At 46.5% G+C, this 18,671-nt stretch carries 20 protein-coding genes; 16 read left to right on the forward strand and 4 right to left on the reverse strand.

Annotated elements, in window-relative coordinates:
- The first annotated feature begins 3 nt into the window (after positions 1–3).
- The 7 genes from atpB (at position 4) to P2W84_RS07910 (ending at position 5,368) form a co-directional block, all read left to right on the forward strand.
- Positions 4–1,167 carry a F0F1 ATP synthase subunit A gene (gene atpB, locus P2W84_RS07880; protein WP_276089577.1) on the forward strand — a complete coding sequence of 388 codons (1,164 nt, stop codon included), beginning with the start codon at positions 4–6 and terminating at the stop codon, positions 1,165–1,167.
- A 41-nt stretch (positions 1,168–1,208) separates the two neighbouring features.
- The gene (gene atpE, locus P2W84_RS07885; RefSeq protein ID WP_276089578.1) at positions 1,209–1,424 is read left to right on the forward strand and encodes an ATP synthase F0 subunit C; all 216 of its coding nucleotides are present in this window, start codon (positions 1,209–1,211) and stop codon (positions 1,422–1,424) included.
- An 85-nt stretch (positions 1,425–1,509) separates the two neighbouring features.
- Positions 1,510–2,004, forward strand: a complete 495-nt coding sequence (locus P2W84_RS07890) for a F0F1 ATP synthase subunit B (protein ID WP_276089579.1) — start codon at positions 1,510–1,512, stop codon at positions 2,002–2,004.
- A 26-nt stretch (positions 2,005–2,030) separates the two neighbouring features.
- Positions 2,031–2,579: an ATP synthase F1 subunit delta gene (gene atpH, locus P2W84_RS07895; protein WP_276089580.1), complete on the forward strand. Its 549-nt coding sequence runs from the start codon at positions 2,031–2,033 to the stop codon at positions 2,577–2,579.
- A 54-nt stretch (positions 2,580–2,633) separates the two neighbouring features.
- A complete protein-coding gene (atpA, locus tag P2W84_RS07900; RefSeq protein WP_276089581.1) occupies positions 2,634–4,208 on the forward strand; it encodes a F0F1 ATP synthase subunit alpha in 1,575 nt (524 codons plus the stop codon).
- A 4-nt stretch (positions 4,209–4,212) separates the two neighbouring features.
- Positions 4,213–5,097 (forward strand): ATP synthase F1 subunit gamma, encoded by an 885-nt coding sequence (atpG, locus tag P2W84_RS07905; RefSeq protein WP_276089582.1) that lies wholly within the window; start codon positions 4,213–4,215, stop codon positions 5,095–5,097.
- Between the two features lie 55 nt (positions 5,098–5,152).
- Positions 5,153–5,368 carry a hypothetical protein gene (locus P2W84_RS07910; protein WP_276089583.1) on the forward strand — a complete coding sequence of 72 codons (216 nt, stop codon included), beginning with the start codon at positions 5,153–5,155 and terminating at the stop codon, positions 5,366–5,368.
- A 50-nt stretch (positions 5,369–5,418) separates the two neighbouring features.
- Here the strand turns inward: P2W84_RS07910 and ruvC are convergent, their stop codons facing one another.
- A complete protein-coding gene (gene ruvC, locus P2W84_RS07915) occupies positions 5,419–5,982 on the reverse strand; it encodes a crossover junction endodeoxyribonuclease RuvC (protein ID WP_276089584.1) in 564 nt (187 codons plus the stop codon).
- A 43-nt stretch (positions 5,983–6,025) separates the two neighbouring features.
- Here ruvC and P2W84_RS07920 point away from each other — a divergent pair, with 43 nt between their 5' ends.
- From P2W84_RS07920 to P2W84_RS07950, 7 genes are read left to right on the forward strand one after another with little or no spacing between them, the layout of a single operon-like run.
- Positions 6,026–7,003, forward strand: a complete 978-nt coding sequence (locus P2W84_RS07920; protein ID WP_276089585.1) for a hypothetical protein — start codon at positions 6,026–6,028, stop codon at positions 7,001–7,003.
- Positions 6,981–8,117: a glycosyltransferase gene (locus P2W84_RS07925; protein WP_276089586.1), complete on the forward strand. Its 1,137-nt coding sequence runs from the start codon at positions 6,981–6,983 to the stop codon at positions 8,115–8,117. Before P2W84_RS07920 ends, P2W84_RS07925 begins: the two co-directional genes overlap by 23 nt.
- 2 nt (positions 8,118–8,119) lie before the next feature.
- On the forward strand, positions 8,120–9,166 hold the full coding sequence (locus P2W84_RS07930) for an ABC transporter permease (RefSeq protein ID WP_276089587.1): 1,047 nt from the start codon (positions 8,120–8,122) through the stop codon (positions 9,164–9,166).
- A 26-nt stretch (positions 9,167–9,192) separates the two neighbouring features.
- Positions 9,193–9,804, forward strand: coding sequence for a ribonuclease HII (locus P2W84_RS07935; protein ID WP_276089588.1), 612 nt, complete (start codon positions 9,193–9,195; stop codon positions 9,802–9,804).
- Positions 9,805–9,859: 55 nt separating this feature from the next.
- Positions 9,860–11,023 carry a glycosyltransferase family 4 protein gene (locus P2W84_RS07940; protein WP_276090075.1) on the forward strand — a complete coding sequence of 388 codons (1,164 nt, stop codon included), beginning with the start codon at positions 9,860–9,862 and terminating at the stop codon, positions 11,021–11,023.
- A 40-nt stretch (positions 11,024–11,063) separates the two neighbouring features.
- Complete coding sequence (gcvT, locus tag P2W84_RS07945; RefSeq protein ID WP_276089589.1) at positions 11,064–12,143, forward strand: glycine cleavage system aminomethyltransferase GcvT; 1,080 nt, start codon at positions 11,064–11,066, stop codon at positions 12,141–12,143.
- Positions 12,144–12,171: 28 nt separating this feature from the next.
- The gene (locus P2W84_RS07950) at positions 12,172–12,885 is read left to right on the forward strand and encodes a 2-phosphosulfolactate phosphatase (protein ID WP_276089590.1); all 714 of its coding nucleotides are present in this window, start codon (positions 12,172–12,174) and stop codon (positions 12,883–12,885) included.
- Between the two features lie 30 nt (positions 12,886–12,915).
- Here P2W84_RS07950 and gldB read toward each other — a convergent pair whose 3' ends face one another.
- Positions 12,916–13,974 carry a gliding motility lipoprotein GldB gene (gene gldB, locus P2W84_RS07955; RefSeq protein ID WP_276089591.1) on the reverse strand — a complete coding sequence of 353 codons (1,059 nt, stop codon included), beginning with the start codon at positions 13,972–13,974 and terminating at the stop codon, positions 12,916–12,918.
- A 54-nt stretch (positions 13,975–14,028) separates the two neighbouring features.
- Between gldB and P2W84_RS07960 the strand changes: the two genes are divergently transcribed.
- Both P2W84_RS07960 and P2W84_RS07965 read left to right on the forward strand, forming a co-directional pair.
- On the forward strand, positions 14,029–14,697 hold the full coding sequence (locus P2W84_RS07960; RefSeq protein ID WP_276089592.1) for a porin family protein: 669 nt from the start codon (positions 14,029–14,031) through the stop codon (positions 14,695–14,697).
- Between the two features lie 3 nt (positions 14,698–14,700).
- Positions 14,701–16,341, forward strand: coding sequence for an NAD+ synthase (locus P2W84_RS07965; RefSeq protein ID WP_276089593.1), 1,641 nt, complete (start codon positions 14,701–14,703; stop codon positions 16,339–16,341).
- 12 nt (positions 16,342–16,353) lie between these two features.
- Here P2W84_RS07965 and lnt read toward each other — a convergent pair whose 3' ends face one another.
- On the reverse strand, positions 16,354–18,000 hold the full coding sequence (gene lnt, locus P2W84_RS07970) for an apolipoprotein N-acyltransferase (RefSeq protein WP_276089594.1): 1,647 nt from the start codon (positions 17,998–18,000) through the stop codon (positions 16,354–16,356).
- Positions 18,001–18,020: 20 nt separating this feature from the next.
- On the reverse strand, positions 18,021–18,671 hold the full coding sequence (locus P2W84_RS07975) for a PH domain-containing protein (RefSeq protein WP_276089595.1): 651 nt from the start codon (positions 18,669–18,671) through the stop codon (positions 18,021–18,023).

The raw sequence follows: 18,671 nt of genomic DNA on the forward strand, positions 1-18,671 counted from the left end.
TAAATGGATTGTAGCCACGTTTTCGAGTTTAAAGTGAATAGGTTAATTGTTGTTTTTGCGCTTTTTTTAGCGGTTTTCTCAGGTTCGTCCGTTGCTTTTGCTCAGGCAGACTCTACAGGTGTGGTTGCTGACAGTGTGGCTGCTGTTGTCCATGCTGATACTGTCACTTCCGGGGCTGGTCATGCGGCTGTTCACAGTGAAGGCGAACATGCGGCAGGTGGTCATGAAAATGAAAAGTTTGAGCCCACCAAGGTAATCATGGAACATATTGCGGATTCCCATATGTGGCATTTGTGGGGTCATACTTCGCTTCCGCTCCCTGTAATCCTTTATACTCCTCAGGGGCTGGATTTTTTCTCGTCAGGCCAATTTCATCATGGCGAACATGATTATACTTCAAAATATACTTACAGGTTAGTAGAGGACAAGATAAAGGTTGTCGGTGCTGATGGTCATGTTGACGAGGCGATTTCCGGTAAAGTAGTGGATTTTTCGATCACCAAGAATGTTGCGGCGATGTTTCTGGCAGTGCTGATTATTGTTGTGATCTTTGTGTCGGTTGCTGCTGCTTATAAAAAACGTTCCGGTAAGGCTCCTAAGGGCTTGCAGTCCCTGATCGAGCCCATTATTATTTTTGTAAGGGATGATATTGCGAAGCCGAATATTGGTCATAAGCATGCGAGGTTCATGCCTTACCTGCTTACGGTTTTCTTCTTTATTTGGGTGAATAACCTGCTGGGTCTGATCCCGATCTTCCCCGGAGGCGCGAATGTCACCGGGAACATATCACTCACCTTTACATTGTCACTGTTTACTATGATCATTGTAAACATCAATGGTAACAAATATTACTGGAAACATATTTTCCTTCCTCATGTTCCTTTCTGGTTATGGCCGCTAATGGTGGTCGTAGAGGTGGTCGGTGTGGTCTCTAAACCTTTCGCCCTGATGATCCGTTTGTTTGCGAATATTACTGCTGGTCACATTATCGTGCTTAGTCTGATCTCGCTAATCTTTATTTTTAAGACTTTGGCCATTGCCCCTGTTTCTGTCGCTTTCGTGTTGTTTATGGACGTACTGGAACTGCTGGTGGCATTTTTGCAGGCTTTTATATTCACGTTGCTTACCGCACTGTTCATTGGGATGGCGGTGGAAGAGCATCATTAATTGAAAACTATTTTTTAAAAACTATATAAATTAAATTAGTTATGGTAGGTTCAATCGCGGCGATAGGCGCCGGTTTAGCAGTAATCGGTGCCGGTATCGGTATCGGTCAGGTAGGTGGAAAGGCAATGGAAGGTATTGCCCGTCAACCAGAGGCTGCATCAAAAATTCAGACTGCAATGATTATCGCTGCTGCCCTTATCGAGGGTGCTGCGCTGTTCGGTGTGGTAGTTGCATTATTAGGAATCAATCCTCAATAATTCAAACTGAGATTACAAACTGTTGGATGACGATTGGTTATCCAACAGTTTTTAACGTAGAAGAGTAAGCATAAAGTAATATAAGATGGAATTAGTAACCCCCAGTATAGGATTAGTTTTTTGGACCGCGATAGCATTTATCTGCTTGTTGATTTTGCTGAAGAAATTTGCATGGAAGCCTATTCTTTCTGCAATCCATGAACGTGAGCAGTCAATTGACGAGGCCTTGAACAAGGCTGAACTTGCGAAGCAGGAAATGGCTCGTCTTACTGCGCAGAATGAAGAATTAATGAAGGAGGCCCGTGCAGAACGTGACCGTATACTGAAGGAAGCGAAGACTTTGAAGGATAGCATTGTTCAGGAGGCAAAGACTCAGGCCCACAATGAAGGTGCGAAACTTATTGAAAAGGCCCGCATTGAGATTGAAAACCAAAAGAAAGCGGCTTTGTCTGAGCTGAAAAGCCAGGTTTCTGCACTTTCGCTGGACATTGCTGAGCGTGTGCTGCGCAACCAACTGGATGATAAGTCTAAACAACAGGAACTGGTATCTAATCTTTTAAAGGACGTAGAACTGAACTGAGCGGCAGTTGATAAGATATAAGGATCATGTTAGAAAATAAGGCAGCATCAAGATACGCAAAATCATTACTGGATCTTTCTGTTGAGCGCCATGCGCTTGAGGAAGTAAGGGATGACATGGCGCTGATCGTAGAGGTAATAGACAGCTATCCAGAGCTTGAAGCGATACTGAAAAACCCGATAGTACCACTGGATAAAAAAACTGGTATTTTATCTGGTTTGTTTGATGGTAAGGTAAATGCAATCACCAGTGCTTTTTTCAGGCAACTTGTGCGTAAAGGCCGTTCTTCAATCCTTTTCGGCGCATCCAGGGCATTTATTACACAATACAATGCAAAAAAGGGTATCGTTACGGCTGATGTGACTTCTGCTTCCCAGCTTTCTGAATCTAGTTTGTCGGAAATTATAACTATTGTTAAGCGTGAAACCGGTGCAAGCGAAGTAGTACTAAAGCAGAAGATAGACGAGAAACTGATCGGCGGTTTTATCCTGAAGGTTGGTGACCGTCAGTTTGATGCAAGTATCCTGCATGGACTGAACAAACTTAAAAGAGAATTTGCCCAGGGTATCGCGTAGTGCCCAGGGGTAACAAATAACATTACTGATTTACAAAAGAAATAACATAAAACTATGGTAGAGGTAAGACCAGACGAAGTATCGGCAATTATCAGGCAACAATTGGCGGGCTTCAAATCAGAGGCTGAACTGGAAGAAGTTGGTACCGTATTACAGGTGGGTGATGGTATTGCCCGTGTGTATGGTTTGACCAAGGTACAATCCGGTGAGCTAGTTGAATTTGAGAACGGCCTGCAGGGTATCGTTCTTAACCTTGAAGAAGATAACGTTGGTGTGGTTCTTCTGGGACCTTCGGATAATATCAAGGAAGGTGATACCATTAAGCGCACAAAGAAGATCGCTTCGATCAGGGTGGGTGAAGGTATGCTGGGCCGTGTAGTTAATACACTGGGTGAGCCTATCGATGGTAAAGGACCTATCCTTGGCGATACTTACGAAATGCCGATTGAGCGCAAAGCGCCCGGTGTAATTTATCGTCAGCCGGTTACTGAGCCTCTGCAAACTGGTATTAAAGCTATCGACGGAATGATCCCTATCGGCCGTGGTCAGCGTGAGCTGGTGATCGGTGACCGTCAGATCGGAAAAACAGCGGTATGTATCGACACGATCATTAACCAGAAGGAGTTTTATGAAGCAGGCAAGCCGGTTTTTTGTATCTATGTAGCTTGTGGCCAAAAGGCAAGTACGGTTGCGAACATTGTGCGTACGCTTGAGGAGAACGGCGCGATGCCTTATACGGTTGTCGTATCGGCTTCTGCTGCAGAACCTGCACCACTACAGTTCTACGCACCTTTTTCAGGTGCAGCTATCGGTGAATTCTTCCGTGATACCGGAAGACCTGCGCTGATTGTTTATGATGATCTTTCTAAACAGGCAGTAGCTTACCGTGAAGTATCTCTGCTGCTACGTCGTCCTCCTGGCCGTGAAGCTTACCCGGGCGACGTATTTTACCTGCACAGCCGTTTACTGGAGCGCGCTGCTAAAATTAACTCAAACGACGATATCGCGCGTGAAATGAACGATCTCCCTGAGTCCATCAAAGGTATCGTGAAAGGCGGTGGTTCACTGACTGCGCTGCCGATCATTGAAACACAGGCTGGTGATGTATCTGCTTATATTCCAACTAACGTAATTTCTATTACCGATGGTCAGATATTCCTGGAAAGTAACCTGTTCAACTCTGGTATACGTCCTGCGATCAATGTGGGTATTTCTGTATCCCGTGTAGGTGGTAATGCCCAGATCAAGTCGATGAAGAAAGTAGCTGGTACGCTTAAACTTGACCAGGCCCAGTACCGTGAACTGGAAGCCTTCTCTAAATTTGGATCAGACCTGGATGCTGCGACTAAATCTGTACTGGATAAGGGTGCACGTAACGTCGAAATCCTGAAGCAGGGACAATTTTCGCCAATGACTGTTGAAAAACAGGTAGCGATTATTTATGTGGGAACTAAGAACCTGATGCGTTCTGTCCCGGTAAATAAAGTGAAGGAATTTGAGGCTGAATATTTGCAGCAACTGGAATTGCGTCACCCTGAGACTTTGAAGGCCCTTAAAGCCGGTAAGTTTGATGATGAAATTACAGGGGTATTGGAGATTGTAGCCAAAGAGCTTTCAGGAAAATATTAAGTAAATGGCAAATTTAAAAGAAGTAAGAAACCGTATTGCATCTGTTCAGTCCACGCAGCAGATCACTAAGGCCATGAAGATGGTTTCGGCTGCGAAACTTAAGCGTGCCACCAACGCGATTGTGCAGCTACGGCCCTATGCAACCAAGCTGAAGGAGATCCTGGGAAACCTTTCTGCAAGCCTGGAAGGTTCTTCCTCACCTTTTATTCAGGAGCGTGAACCGAACAAGGTATTGATCGTTACCGTTTCTTCTAACCGTGGCCTGGCGGGTGCGTTCAACATGAATGTAATCAAGACGGCAAATAACCTGATCGCTGAAAAATACAGTGAGCAATATAAAAAGGGCAATGTTAGCATTATTGCAATAGGTAAGAAAACCCAGGATTTTTACGAGAAGCGTAACTATAAGGTAATCGGCAATAATAACGATATCTATACGGATCTTACATTTGAAAATGTTACTAAAATTACCGAGGCTATAATGTATGGCTTTGTAAAAGGTGATTTTGACAGGGTTGAAGTGGTTTATAATAGGTTTAGGAACGCAGCCGTGCAGATATTGACAACCGAGCAACTACTTCCTTTACCTAAAAATCAGGAAGCGGATGCAGATGCCAAGATCTCTGGTGCAGATTATATTCTTGAGCCTTCTCAGGAAGAAATCGTAGCGCAGCTAATTCCTAAGTCGATCAAGATTCAATTGTATAAGGCTGTCCTTGATTCACATGCTTCGGAACACGGAGCAAGGATGACTTCTATGGATAAAGCGACAGAAAATGCCGGAGACCTACTGAAGGCCCTGAAGCTTTCCTATAACCAGGCGCGTCAGGCGGCGATTACTACCGAGTTGACAGAGATTGTGAGCGGTGCAGCTGCTCTTAACGGATAAGTTATACGGAATTATTAAATAAATATTACTTTTACAGGTATAAACAGAATTTGAAATGGAACAGACACCAAAGCACAACACAGAGAGCATGAAGCGCGCTAATGAGCTTTCAATTTACAAGTTGATTACGATTGGTACCCTTATAGGTATTGTTGGCGTATATCTTCGTTTTGCTGCTGATTCTACAATGCTTTCTATTGTATCCTGGGCGATTCTGCTGATCGGTTCAATCATTGCCTGTAAAGGTGTATTCAGGATTCTGGCTGCCTAAGTTATCTTAAAATAGATTTAAAGCCCCTGCAGTTATACTGAGGGGCTTTGTTATTTTAGCCGTGTTTTATTGTCTCTGACAAACGCTTCCCATCCGGAATAGCTTTTTCCCTTAGCATCATTGTTACTTCGCTGAAAGGAATGACAAACAGCTACTGAAAGTCCATCTGTGGCATCAAGAAATTCAGGTGTTTCTTTGAAATTGAGTAATCTCTGAAGCATTGCACTTACTTGTTCTTTACTGGCGTTTCCGTTGCCGGTTATAGACTGCTTGATTTTTTTTGGTGCATACTCTGCTATAGGGATGTCACGTGCGAGCGCAGCTGTCATAGCTACACCCTGGGCACGGCCCAGCTTGAGTGTGACCTGTACATTCTTGCCGTAAAATGGAGCTTCCAGCGCAAGTATATCCGGTTGGTATTGCGCAAGTAAGGCGGTGGTCCTTTCAAATATCCGCTGCAGTTTAAGAAAATGGTCATCAAGGTGGTCGAGCCTGACCACGCCAAGTGTAATCAGTTCAATCTTATTACCTTTTTCGAGTATCGCTCCGTATCCCATAATTGTGGTCCCCGGATCGATGCCCATAATCACCCTTTCCTTTTTTCCTGTCAACATAGCACAATATTAAGCATATTTGTAAAGAGTAAACCGATTAAATTTGACAGCTAACATCAGGAAAGTTCTTTCTCTTGGCATTAAGGCAGTTATTGTTATCCTTGCATTCTGGTTCATTTACCGGAAGCTTGTGGTTAACGAGAACTTAAGAACCTTTGGCCATTTGCTCGGGGAGCTGCCAGGGATAGAGATCGGTGTTATTATGACTTCTGTTTTTTTGCTGATGCTGCTGAATTGGGGGCTTGAAGCGATGAAATGGAGACGCCTGATCCGGCAGGTCGAAAGAATCAGTTTATGGAGTGCTATGGAGTCGGTGTTCTGCGGACTGACCTGGGCGGTATTCACCCCTAACAGGATAGGAGAATATGGTGGCAGGGTATTTTTCCTTTCTCCAAAGAGGAGAATTATAGGAGTCGTGGCCATGGCGGTTGGTAACATCGGTCAGATGGTGCTGACCAATGTTTTCGGCGCGATCGCCCTGTGCATATTTATATATCGTTTTGTTGATATTGACTATCGTCTGTTTTACGCGGTTGTGGTGTTGTCTGTAATGTTCTGTCTGTTCTTTATTGTATTCTACTTTAACATCAGATGGCTGAACAGCATTCTGCTTTCCATGCGTTTTACACGTAAATACAAGAAATTTTATCATATCATTTCAAGATACAAAAAGAGGGAACTGTTAAATATCCTGGGTTATTGTCTGGCCCGCTACCTGGTATTCAGTTCTCAGTATTTTATCTTGTTCAACTGGCTGATACCCGGCTTACATGTCCTTGATATCCTGATGATGGTAAGTATCCTGTTTTTTGTACAGTCAACATTACCTTCTCTCGATTTATTTGATGTTGGTGTGAGAAGCCTGACGGCCGCTTATCTTTTTAGTTCCGTCACAGATCAGGAAGTAGCCGTTATTGCCTGTACGGCGAGTATATGGCTGATAAATCTCATTATTCCTGCTATATTAGGCACTTATTTCGTCTCTAAACTTAATTTCTTTGGAAGCAATCAGCGTCATTAGTTTCACTTCTGTTTTTCTTACACTTTTATATGCATTTGTTCTTGCTGTATTTATCATGGGATGGCGAAAACTGAAGCCCTTTCAGCCTAAGGGAGACCCGGGCAGAACAAAGGTTTCTGTAATTGTTGCCGCACGTAATGAAGAGGACAATATCGCACTTACTTTAACAGATCTGATTGCACAGGATTATGATAAATCCCTGACCGAAATCATTATCGTAGACGATCATTCTACAGACAGGACAGCAGAGATTATCCGTTCTTTCAGCGACAGGGGGGTGAAGCTGATCGTGCTCGATGAAGACCAGGCACTCAATTCTTATAAGAAGAAAGCAATTCAGACCGCTATAGCAGGAGCTTCAGGAGATCTGATCGTTACTACAGATGCCGATTGCAGGATGGGGCCGGCCTGGTTGAGTACTGTCGTGTCATTTTATGAGACAGGAAATTACAAAATGATCTCCTCACCGGTGGCTTATTTTGAGGAGAAGAGCTTCTTTGAAAGGGCGCAGTCCCTTGAATTTCTTTTCCTGATTGGTCTCGGCGCTTCGGCCATTGGAAATAAGCGCCCCTCGACCTGTAACGGGGCTAACCTCAGTTACGAGAAGAAGGCCTTTTATAAGGTCGGGGGTTTTAAAGGAATTGATGATCTTGCATCCGGCGATGACGAACTGCTGCTGCATAAAATGGCTGCTGCGTTTGATGGACAGATCGGCTTTCTGAAGAGCAGGCAGGCCATTGTATACACGCACGCAAAGCCTGATCTCGGAGCCTTTATCCAGCAGCGGAAACGCTGGGCCTCAAAAAGCACCAGATATAAAGACAAGTCCATTGTTTTCCTGGGGGTGGCAATCTGGCTTTTCAATGTCACGATAGTAATTAACCTTATATTAGGGCTGGGGTCAGTCTTTTTCCTCAAGCTTGCGGCGATACAGTTGCTCACCAAAATGCTGATGGAATTTATATTTCTGGCAAGGGTGACTGCGTTTGCTAAGCGCCGTGAATTGCTGAGACTACTACCTGTACTTAATTTTCTGCATATCATTTATATGATTTATATTGGGGTTGCAGGAAATTCAGGTAAATACAACTGGAAAGACCGAATGGTAAAGTAGCTATGTTTGGCAATAGATGGACATTTGCAGGGCTGCTGTTCATCGTCTTAATGGCGATCGCGGGTATATTGGGTTATCTGATCATACCGGATCAAACCCCAAACGCCAATACCATGCACCTTCAGCTGAGCAATAAGAAGCCTGGCCGTACCTTTAAGTTCCTGATCATCAGCAGAGCGAATAAAAATGCAGGCAGTCCGATCAGACGTATGCTTTACGGTGAGGATGCAGATTTTAAAAGCATCCCCATTACTTCGTACAGAGTTTCGGGGGGTAAAGTTTATGCAAGAGCGTATACCGGCGACGATGAAACCGGGGAGGAAGTCCAGTATCCGTTTACCGGAAAAGATAATCTCTATACCCAAACCTTCTGGTTAGGTACAGATATTTATGGCAGAGATATGCTGAGCCGGCTGATATTGGGGATACGCGTTTCTTTCTCAGTAGGACTTGTCGCGGTTTGTATTTCCTTATTGATTGGCGTAAGTCTCGGCGCTGTAGCAGGCTATTTCGGGGGCGGGGCAGACACCATGATCAGTTGGCTGACAAATGTGATCTGGTCTTTACCCTCATTGCTACTGGTCATTGCCATTTCCTTTGCTCTGGGGAAAGGCTTCTGGCAGATATTCATTGCCATAGGCCTGTCTACCTGGGTGGATGTTGCCAGGTTGGTCAGGGGTCAGGTAATGGCTCTGAAACAGGTGGAATTTGTTGAAGCCGCCCGTGCACTGGGTTATTCCGATGCCCGGATCATTATCCGTCATATTCTGCCGAATATTGCCGGCCCTATTCTGGTGATCGCCTCTGCCAATTTTGCCGCGGCGATCCTGCTGGAAACCGGTCTGAGCTTTCTGGGTTTTGGTGCTCAGCCGCCTGTGCCCAGCTGGGGTGGAATGATCCGTGAGCACTACGGGTATATTGTGATGGATGCGGCCTACCTGGCTATATTACCCGGACTGGCGATCATGCTCACCGTATATGCCTTTAACCTGCTGGCAACGGGGCTAAGAGATTCCTTTGATGTCAGAACACAAAATGTTTCCGTTTAATATACCTATCTCCTAACTTTGTAACGATGTTATTGAACTGTTATCAAAAGGAGGTAGTAGAAGCGGGTTGCGATGAAGCCGGAAGGGGTTGCCTTGCAGGGCCTGTTTTCGCTGCTGCCGTGATCCTGCCGGCTGATTTTCAGTCTGATGGCTTGAATGACTCTAAGAAACTGACCCATTATCAGCGCAATGAACTCCGGCTGGTTATTGAAAAGGAGGCAATTGCATGGGCAGTAGCAGCAGTAGATAATGAAGAAATAGACAGGATCAATATCCTGAATGCTTCTTTCCTGGCCATGCACCTGGCGATACAGCAGCTTCATATCCGTCCCTTGCACCTGGCAATAGATGGCAATCGATTCAGAGCCTATCCCGAGATTCCGCATACCTGTATCGTTAAAGGTGATGGCAAATACCTCAATATCGCCGCGGCCTCTGTATTGGCCAAGACCCACCGGGACGAATATATGGAACGGATCTCACCAGATTACCCGCACTACCAATGGCACCAGAATAAAGGCTATCCTACCATAGTGCACCGCCGGGCTGCACTTGAATATGGGCTTTCGCCATTTCACCGTAAGACTTTTTCGATTACCGATCCTCAACTGGAGCTTTTTTCCGAAAACGGCATATAATTCGTATTTTCACTTGTTGAAAACACTGATCCTTACCAGCCGGGTGCCATTTCCCGTGAACAGCGGGTATCCTATAGTAGTCTATAATACTATGAAAGGTCTGTTGCGCCTGGGTGTGGATATTACCTTATTCAGTCTGAACCCAAGCAAACACAGGGTTGATACAGACGACATCTATGATCCGGTATTTGAGACCATCCGTTTTCATGCTACGATGGTGGATACAGAAGTAAACGTCTGGGATGCTTTTTTTAATATCTTTTCCAATCAGTCTTATAATGTTTCCAGGTATTATGATGAGGATGCAGCCCGGTTGCTGGAAGAAGTGCTTAAGGAAACGGACTTTGACATTATCCAGTTTGAAGGGCTTTTTGTCGTACCTTATCTGGACATCGTAAAATCCAACAGCAAGGCCAAGGTTATCTACCGGGCACACAATATCGAATCTGATGTATGGGAACGTCTGGCTCAGAAAGAAAAATTTACACCCCGGAGAAGATACCTGCAATTTTTGTCCAGGAGACTCAAGACTTATGAGACTGAACAGATCAATCGTTTTCATTATATATTCGCGATCAGTGAACAGGACAGACAAAGTATCCTGCGTTTTGGAGGAGATGCCAGTATCGAGGTCTTGCCCGTGGCCCTTGACTTTGAAAAGTATAAGACAGACAACGCCAAGACAAGTTTTCCCACATTGTTTCACCTGGGTGCTATGGACTGGAGGCCGAATAAGGAGGGCTTAGAATGGTTTCTGGATGAAATATGGCCTGACATTGAAACCTTGAGCAGCGAATTGCGCTTCTATATTGCTGGCAAGAGCATGCAAAAGCAGTTTTTCGAATATGATTCCGATAACCTGGTCGTAGAGGGCGAGGTTTTTGATGCCGTTGAGTTCATTAACTCCAAAGCCATTATGATCGTGCCACTTTTATCCGGTAGTGGTATGCGGGTGAAGATCATCGAAGGTATGGCCATGCGGAAATGTATCATCGCCACGAGTATGGCTGCTGAAGGTATCGGATGTGTACATGGCAGGGACATTCTGATCGCAGATACGGCAGACGAGTTTTACAGGTCTATCCTGCAATGCATCACCAACCCGAATAAATGGCGGGATATCGGTGAAAATGCCAGAAAGACGGCGGAAAGAGACCATGATATTTCTGTAATTTCCAAAAGAATGTTCGATATCTACCAAAAGGTGACCATTGCATGAATTTTTACTTACTTTTGGCCAAACTTATTGAGTAAAAAAAATGAAGAATACCGCTTTAACAGAAAGACACGTCACTTTGGGTGCCAAAATGGTGCCTTTTGCAGGATATAACATGCCAGTCCAGTACGAAGGGATCAATGCCGAACATATAACCGTAAGGACAGGTGTAGGCGTGTTTGATGTGAGTCATATGGGAGAATTTATACTCAAGGGCGAAAATGCACTGGACTTGATCCAGCGTGTAACCAGTAACGATGCTTCGAAACTTTATGATGGTAAGGTACAGTATTCGTGTCTGCCGAATCTTGTGGGCGGTATTGTAGACGATCTGCTGGTTTACCGTATAGATGGGAAGACCTATATGCTGGTGGTCAACGCCTCCAACATCGAAAAGGACTGGAACTGGATCAGCAAGTTCAACGATAAGGACGTTGAAATGCACAATATCTCGGACAAGACCTCCCTGCTCGCCATTCAGGGCCCCAAAGCTGCTGAAGCCTTGCAGACGCTTACCGACATTGACCTCGGCTCTATGGAATACTACAGCTTTATCAAAGGGAGATTTGCGGGCATAGATAATATCATCGTGTCTGCGACCGGTTATACCGGTGCCGGAGGTTTTGAGATTTATTTTGAAAACCAATATGCCGATCAGATATGGGATGCCATATTTGAGGCTGGAAAGGAGTTCAACATCAAACCGATAGGTTTAGGCGCCCGGGATACCCTGCGCCTGGAAATGGGCTTCTGCCTTTATGGTAATGACATCGACGATACGACTTCTCCAATTGAGGCCGGGCTGGGCTGGATCACTAAGTTCAGCAAGCCGTTTACCAATTCGGAAGCGCTGCAAAAGCAGAAAGAAACAGGCGTTAGCCGTAAACTGATCGGCTTTGAAATGACGGAGAGAGGTATTCCGCGCCATGACTATGAGATTGCAGATGCGGAAGGCAACATCATCGGGAAAGTAACTTCTGGTACCCAGTCACCTTCTCTGCAAAAGGCCATCGGCATGGGCTATGTAGACAAGGCATTTGCTAAAGAAGGTACAGAGGTGTTCATCCTGATCCGTAACGCGAAGGTCGCGGCGAAAGTCGTTAAGTTTCCCTTCTACAGATAACCTGTCAATAAGCCCGCTTTTATTTCAGATGCACAAACGAATCGAAGTCTGCCTTACCCCGGCCCTGCTCCATCTTTATGACATCAGCGAACATATTGTTGTTGTCGTAGACGTGCTGAGGGCTACTTCTTCCATGGTCTATGGTATCGATAACGGAGCTACCGCGATTATTCCTGTAGCACACGTTGAAGATTGTCTTACCTACGCCGGAAAAGGATACCTTCTGGCTGCAGAACGGGACGGTGAGGTTGTCAAAGGCTATGATTTCGGTAATTCCCCATTTTCATATACCAGGGAAAAGGTTGCGGGTAAGACGATAGTACTGACCACTACCAACGGCACCAAGGCCCTGCACATGGCCCGGACATCGGCACGGCAGGTAGTGGTTGGTTCTTTTCTGAACCTCCAGGCGCTCTGTGACTGGCTGAAGACCCAGGACCGCAGTGTGTTGTTGCTGTGTGCAGGCTGGAAAGATCATTTTAATCTCGAAGACACGCTGTTTGCGGGGGCTGTGGTCAGTAAGCTAAGGACAGGCTTTACCCATTTCGATGATGCCTCAGTTGCAGCGGAAGACCTTTATCTTCAGGCTAAGGAAGATCTGCGGGGTTATCTGCGCAAATCCTCACACAGCCACAGACTGGAGCAGCTCAATATAGAAGAAGACGTGAAATTCTGTCTTCAGACGGATCTCTGTACCGCCATCCCGGTGCTAACGGGAGACGCGCTCATCGCATTGCAATAACAAAGCTGTTTATCTGATGCCCCGGACTATTTACTTCCAGGCCTGCATCTTCGGTTTGTACTTCGCGTCCTTCAGGATTTTCTGCGCATCCTTTTCCGCCATCAGTTGCTGAAGGGTGATCTCCTTGTGCTCCTCCATGTACTTTCTGACAATCTGCCACCCTGTCCATACGCCAATTTTGGGGGCAGATTCGTTTTTTTCACCAAGACCGGGGGTAAAAGGGCCTTCGGTAAGATAAACCTGTATGGCCTGCGGATCGGTTTCATAAAGGAGGTTGTTTTGTAGATAATAGGCCCAGATGTCGCCTTCATATTTTTTGCACCAGTCCAGCTGTTTTTTGGTATAACCTATCTTCACAGAGTCCGGTATCTTATCTGGCAATACCTGGTCCATGAAATAAAGGATCTTTCCGTTGTGGACCATTTTAGACAATAACGTTTTGTCTTCATCCTTTTCCGGGAAGAGGTCCTCCCTGGCGAAAGTCTCCGTTGCCCGAGGCACCAGGTATTCAGGCGTAAAGCGTCTGGAAATATAACGCGGTACACTTTGAACAATAGCCCCGTAAAATTTACTGTCCCTGCCCAGGAACATATCTAGCCCGATACCCAGATAGCCATCTCCAATCGGCGTTTGAACCGCAAAGCCGGATACAAAGTAGACGAAACGTGGCACCTTTACTTCCGGATAATAATATTTGATGTATTTAAATGTCTCTTCCAGCTGATTGTTAAAAGGCTTCAGGTCTTTGAAAACACTGTCTGTTTCCTTTTGCAGATCCAGGTAAGCCTTGTCTTTATAGACATAATTAATGACTTGCGCGGTAGTATATGATCCGTTGCCCACCATACGGTAGGCATAATCCTGATAGAAAGTCCCGTATTTTGCAGCCAGGATACTATCAGTGACCTCGAGGGGGCGGTCGCGGTTTGCATACAGGTCATGGTCAAAGCGGTCAGACCGGAAGACGATCATGACTTTACTGATGTCAGGCTTAGCCCTTTTACCGCAACCAGACAGGAGCAGCGAAAAAAAAGCCGCTATAAAAAGAAAAAATAAATAGCTTTGGCAGGGTTTTTTATGATGTTTCATTACAGACAAATATAAAAAACAACTCACGATACGGAACACTGATCAGGAATTTGTATGAAAAGAATACTTACAGGATTATTGCTCTTATTTGTAGCCACCGTTTCTTACGGACAGCAGTCCGCAGGCAGTTACGGGTTCAGGCTTGGGCTTACGGCCCATCCTACCTTAGGCTGGGTAAAGCCCGAAATCGGGAAGAGCAACAGTGTTTCACTGGGTTTCTCCTATGGCCTGCTGGGCGACTTCAATTTTGCGGAGAATTACAGTTTTTCTACAAGGCTTACCATTACGACCATCAACGGCAAGAGTACAGAGGTCGTCACTACACCTGGAACAGGGGGTAACCCGGCCACCCAGGCTGCTTACGAACTGAAGTATAAATTGCAGTATGCAGAACTTCCGCTTACCCTGAAACTTCGTACTGCCAGGATCAATGACGTACGGTGGTATGGGCAGTTCGGATTGTCCAATGGTTTCAATGTAGGGGCAAAGCAGGATGCCGATCTCGACGGAAGTGCAGTCTACCGTGACAAGAAAATCAGCGACGACATTAAGTTTTACCGTGCGGGACTTATCATCGGCGCAGGAGCGGAGTTTGACCTTAGCGGACAGTCCAGCATTACTGCCGGGCTCAGCTACGATAACGGGTTTACGAATATTACCAATAATAAAGGCAACAACGTCAGGAACCACTATATCGCGCTCAACTTTGGCGTGTTTTTTTAAAATATGAAGATTGCACTTGCCCAACTCAACTACCATGTCGGCAACTTTGCCGGGAATACTGAAAAGATCATCGCTCATATTTCCGGTGCCAGGGCACAGGGGGCAGATCTTGTTGTTTTTGCTGAACTTGCGGTGTGCGGGTACCCGCCAAGGGACTTCCTGGAATTTGAAGAGTTTATCGGGCTTTGTGAAAAATCTGTATTAGAGATCGCATCACACTGCACCGGTATCGCCTGTATCATCGGTGCCCCGGCAAGAAATATGATGCAGGCCGGCAAGGACCTGTTCAATGCGGCCTATTTCATCGAAAATGGTGAGGTAAGACAAATCGTAAAGAAGGCACTCCTGCCCAACTATGATGTCTTCGACGAATACCGGTATTTCGAACCTGCGACTGAATTTGCCTGTATCGATTTCAAAGGCAGCAGGATTGCACTGACCATTTGCGAAGACCTGTGGAACATTAGCAGCAATCCGCAATATGTGACTAACCCGATGGATGTGCTGATCGGCGGTCAACCGGGTCTCATGATCAATATTGCGGCCTCCCCCTTTTCCTATCTTCATGATGACGAACGGATCGAAGTCCTTTCCGGAAATTCACGCAAATACCAGTTGCCCTTACTTTATGTTAACCAGGTGGGGGCACAGACTGAGCTTATTTTCGATGGGGGATCGCTGGCTTTCAACCAAGAAGGTCAGCTGATCGCGGAGATGCCGTATTTTAAGGAGGCCTTGCAGTTGTTTGAATTTGATGGACAGCAGCTCACCGGGTTGCAGCCCCTGCAACGTACCGAAGTGCCTGATATTGAACAGATCCATGATGCACTGGTTACCGGGATAAAGGATTATTTCATAAAATCCGGCTTTACAAAGGCTGTCCTGGGCCTTTCAGGAGGAATAGATTCAGCGGTGGTCTGTGCCCTTGCCTGCCGCGCCCTTGGCCCGGAAAACGTAATGGCTGTTCTGATGCCATCCGTTTATTCTTCTGACCATTCCATTAAAGATGCACTGGACCTGGCGGTGAACTTTGGCTGTAAACACGAGATCGTGCCGATCAGAGAAGCCGCTGCAGCCTTTGACCACATGCTGGCCCCTGTTTTTGAGGGGTTGCCCCCAAACCTTACCGAAGAAAATATCCAGGCACGTTGCCGTGGCATTGTTGTCATGGCCATGTCCAATAAATTTGGCTACATCCTGCTCAATACCTCCAACAAAAGCGAGTGCGCTGTAGGTTATGGTACCCTGTACGGAGACATGTGCGGCGCCTTGGGTGTGATCGGCGATGTGTACAAAACCCAGGTTTACCAGTTGGCCCGTTACATCAATAAAGACCGGGAATTGATCCCTGTAAATACCATTGTCAAGCCACCATCGGCAGAACTGAGGCCAGACCAGAAGGATTCCGATTCATTACCCGAATACGATGTCCTCGACCAGGTGCTTTTTCAGTATATAGAGCGCAGGCAGAGTTCCGCCAACATCGTTGCGCAGGGTTTTGATGAAGCTTTGGTGAACAGGGTCATCAAACTGGTCAACAATGCGGAGTTCAAACGTTACCAGACCCCACCGATCCTAAGGGTATCGCCCAAGGCTTTCGGTATGGGAAGAAGAATGCCGATTGTCGGGAAATACCTGTCTTAACAGAACAGGTCTTCAGCTTTGTTTCGTACCAGACAGGGCTTTTCTGCCCAGCCATTTTTTCAGGATAACGAACAATGCCAGCAGGGCAGCTCCCGCGGAGCAGGCCAACGCGAGCAGATCGCCATTCCGGGTATAGAAAGTCAGCAGATCGTTCAGGTTAATGTCGTCCTTCAATGCTGCCCTTGTCCACCATTTGCTTTTCTTTACAACATCTCCCCGCTGGTTGATGAAACAGGAAATCCCGGTATTTGCCGACCTGACCACGTAACGCCTGTTTTCTATGGCCCTGAGTTTCGCATAAAGCAGGTGCTGGTCCTTTCCGGAGGTATTTCCCCACCAGCCATCGTTGGTGATCACGGCAATAAACTGTGCACCATCGCGCACTGCCTTGCCGATCCAGCTGCCCCAAAGCGATTCATAACAGATCACAGGTGCCATACCGATACCACTATAGGAATAAAACACACCCGGTTCGTCCTGTGCACCATATCCGCCAACCGTGCCGCCAAAGCCTTCAAATAGCGGGTTCAGCACAGAGAGGACACTGGGGAAAGGCATTTTCTCTACCCCGGGCACCAGTTTCGATTTATGATAGAACTGTACATTCGCAGAATTTTCAATCTGGACAGCGGCATTGAATACATCCATGAAAGTGTGATAATCATATTGTCGCGCAGTAGCCGTCTCCTTAGTGCCGTATAGCTTGATGCTCTCCAATCCCGTAATCAGGCTTGCATTCTTATACTTATCCAGGAAGGTCTGCGCGGCTATAAAGTTCCGGTCCGTCCGGATGCGTTCCTCATCCGTAGGGTCGGGGATTGCCGTCTCAGGCCAAATGAAGTATTCTGTATTGGGCTGGGCCACGGAATCCGATAAATGGGTAAGCACCTGAAGTTGCGCAGCAGATGACAGACGTCCGAACTTTTCATAAGGATCAATATTCGGCTGTACGGCAACTACGTTTACCGGAACGCTTTTCTCAGCATAGCTGTAATAACGGTATAGAGAAAATCCGGCGGGCAGCAAGACAATGATCAGCCAGACAAGTATCCGGCGCAATTTGATGGCAAAGTGCCTGTCTTTTTCTTTAAGGGCAAGGAAGGCCTCAAATGCGAGGATATTGCTCAGTAAGATCCACAGGGAACCGCCGTAAACACCCGTGTATTCATACCATTGCGCAAGCTGGTGCATACCGGAGAGGCCATTTCCCAACGTCATCCAGGGAAAAGCCAGGTCCCAGGATTGATGCAGGTACTCCATGCTGATGTAAAAACAGATCAGTCCTGCGTAAGCCAGGAACCTGCCGCTGATACCTGACAAGCGGTCGTACAGCCAGAAAGCGAATGTCATCAGCAGAGCGCCCAGGCCAAAAGGGATCAGTGAGATCGCCATGGCCGAATAAGGGTCATTTACCGCGCTGATGGCATTGTACACCCAGTAGATCGAAGCCGTGTTCCATACCAGGAAAGTGAGTCCGGCGGTTAGGAACACGCGTTTTCCCTGTTTAGCCTGATCCCTTTCCCGAATTCGGTGCAAAGCGAAAAGCAGTGGTACCAAGCCGACGAGCAGCAGGGGGGTAGTATAAGGGATCGGCGGCCAGGCGAGCCACATCAGAAAGGCACTCAGCAGTGCAAGCACCAGATTTTTACCAGCTTTCATTCAACAGAGCGGCTATAAGGCTATAAACTGTCCAGGATGTCCGCCTTCTTTGACTCATATTCCTCCAACGTGATCAGCTGCTTGTCGTACAAGGTCTTTAGCTTTCTGAGTTTCAGCGTTGTCTCATCTTCCTGTTCCTGAACAGGCGCCGCGGGAGGTGAAAATACCGGGGCAGGCGGTACCGGACGTTCTTCCACAGGCTCAGCAGCAGGGGCCGTGTTTACTGTTACCGGAGAAGTCGACGACCGCCGTTCTTCCAGTTCAGTTTGTCTTAGCTGTTCCTTGTATTCCTCCAGCTGCGCATATGCGGCCTGGTATAGCTTCCTCGCCTGTACCTTGGGAATATATTCCGTTACGATGTTTTCCCCCTGTAGGGGTACACAGATGAACTTAGAACCAAAAATCTCTTCCTTGAAGGATACTTCCTTAATGCTCTTCCAGGAAATGTCCTTGAAATTCATGGTAAAGCCCAGGTTGCCGGGCGTGCAGTAGAACATACGTTTCGTACTTACCGCGATGCAATCTGGCAACAGGTTCACCGCGGGCTTTTTTTGTACAGCCAGGTAGATCAGTTCTTCCCCCTGGGTCAGCATATCGTTCAGTTTTCCCAATACCTTTTCAACTGCCTTCGGGTCCTGCTCGTCACTTAAAAATCTATCGATCAAATTCAT

Source organism: Pedobacter sp. JY14-1 (assembly GCF_029269825.1).
Classification (GTDB): Bacteria; Bacteroidota; Bacteroidia; order Sphingobacteriales; family Sphingobacteriaceae; genus Pedobacter.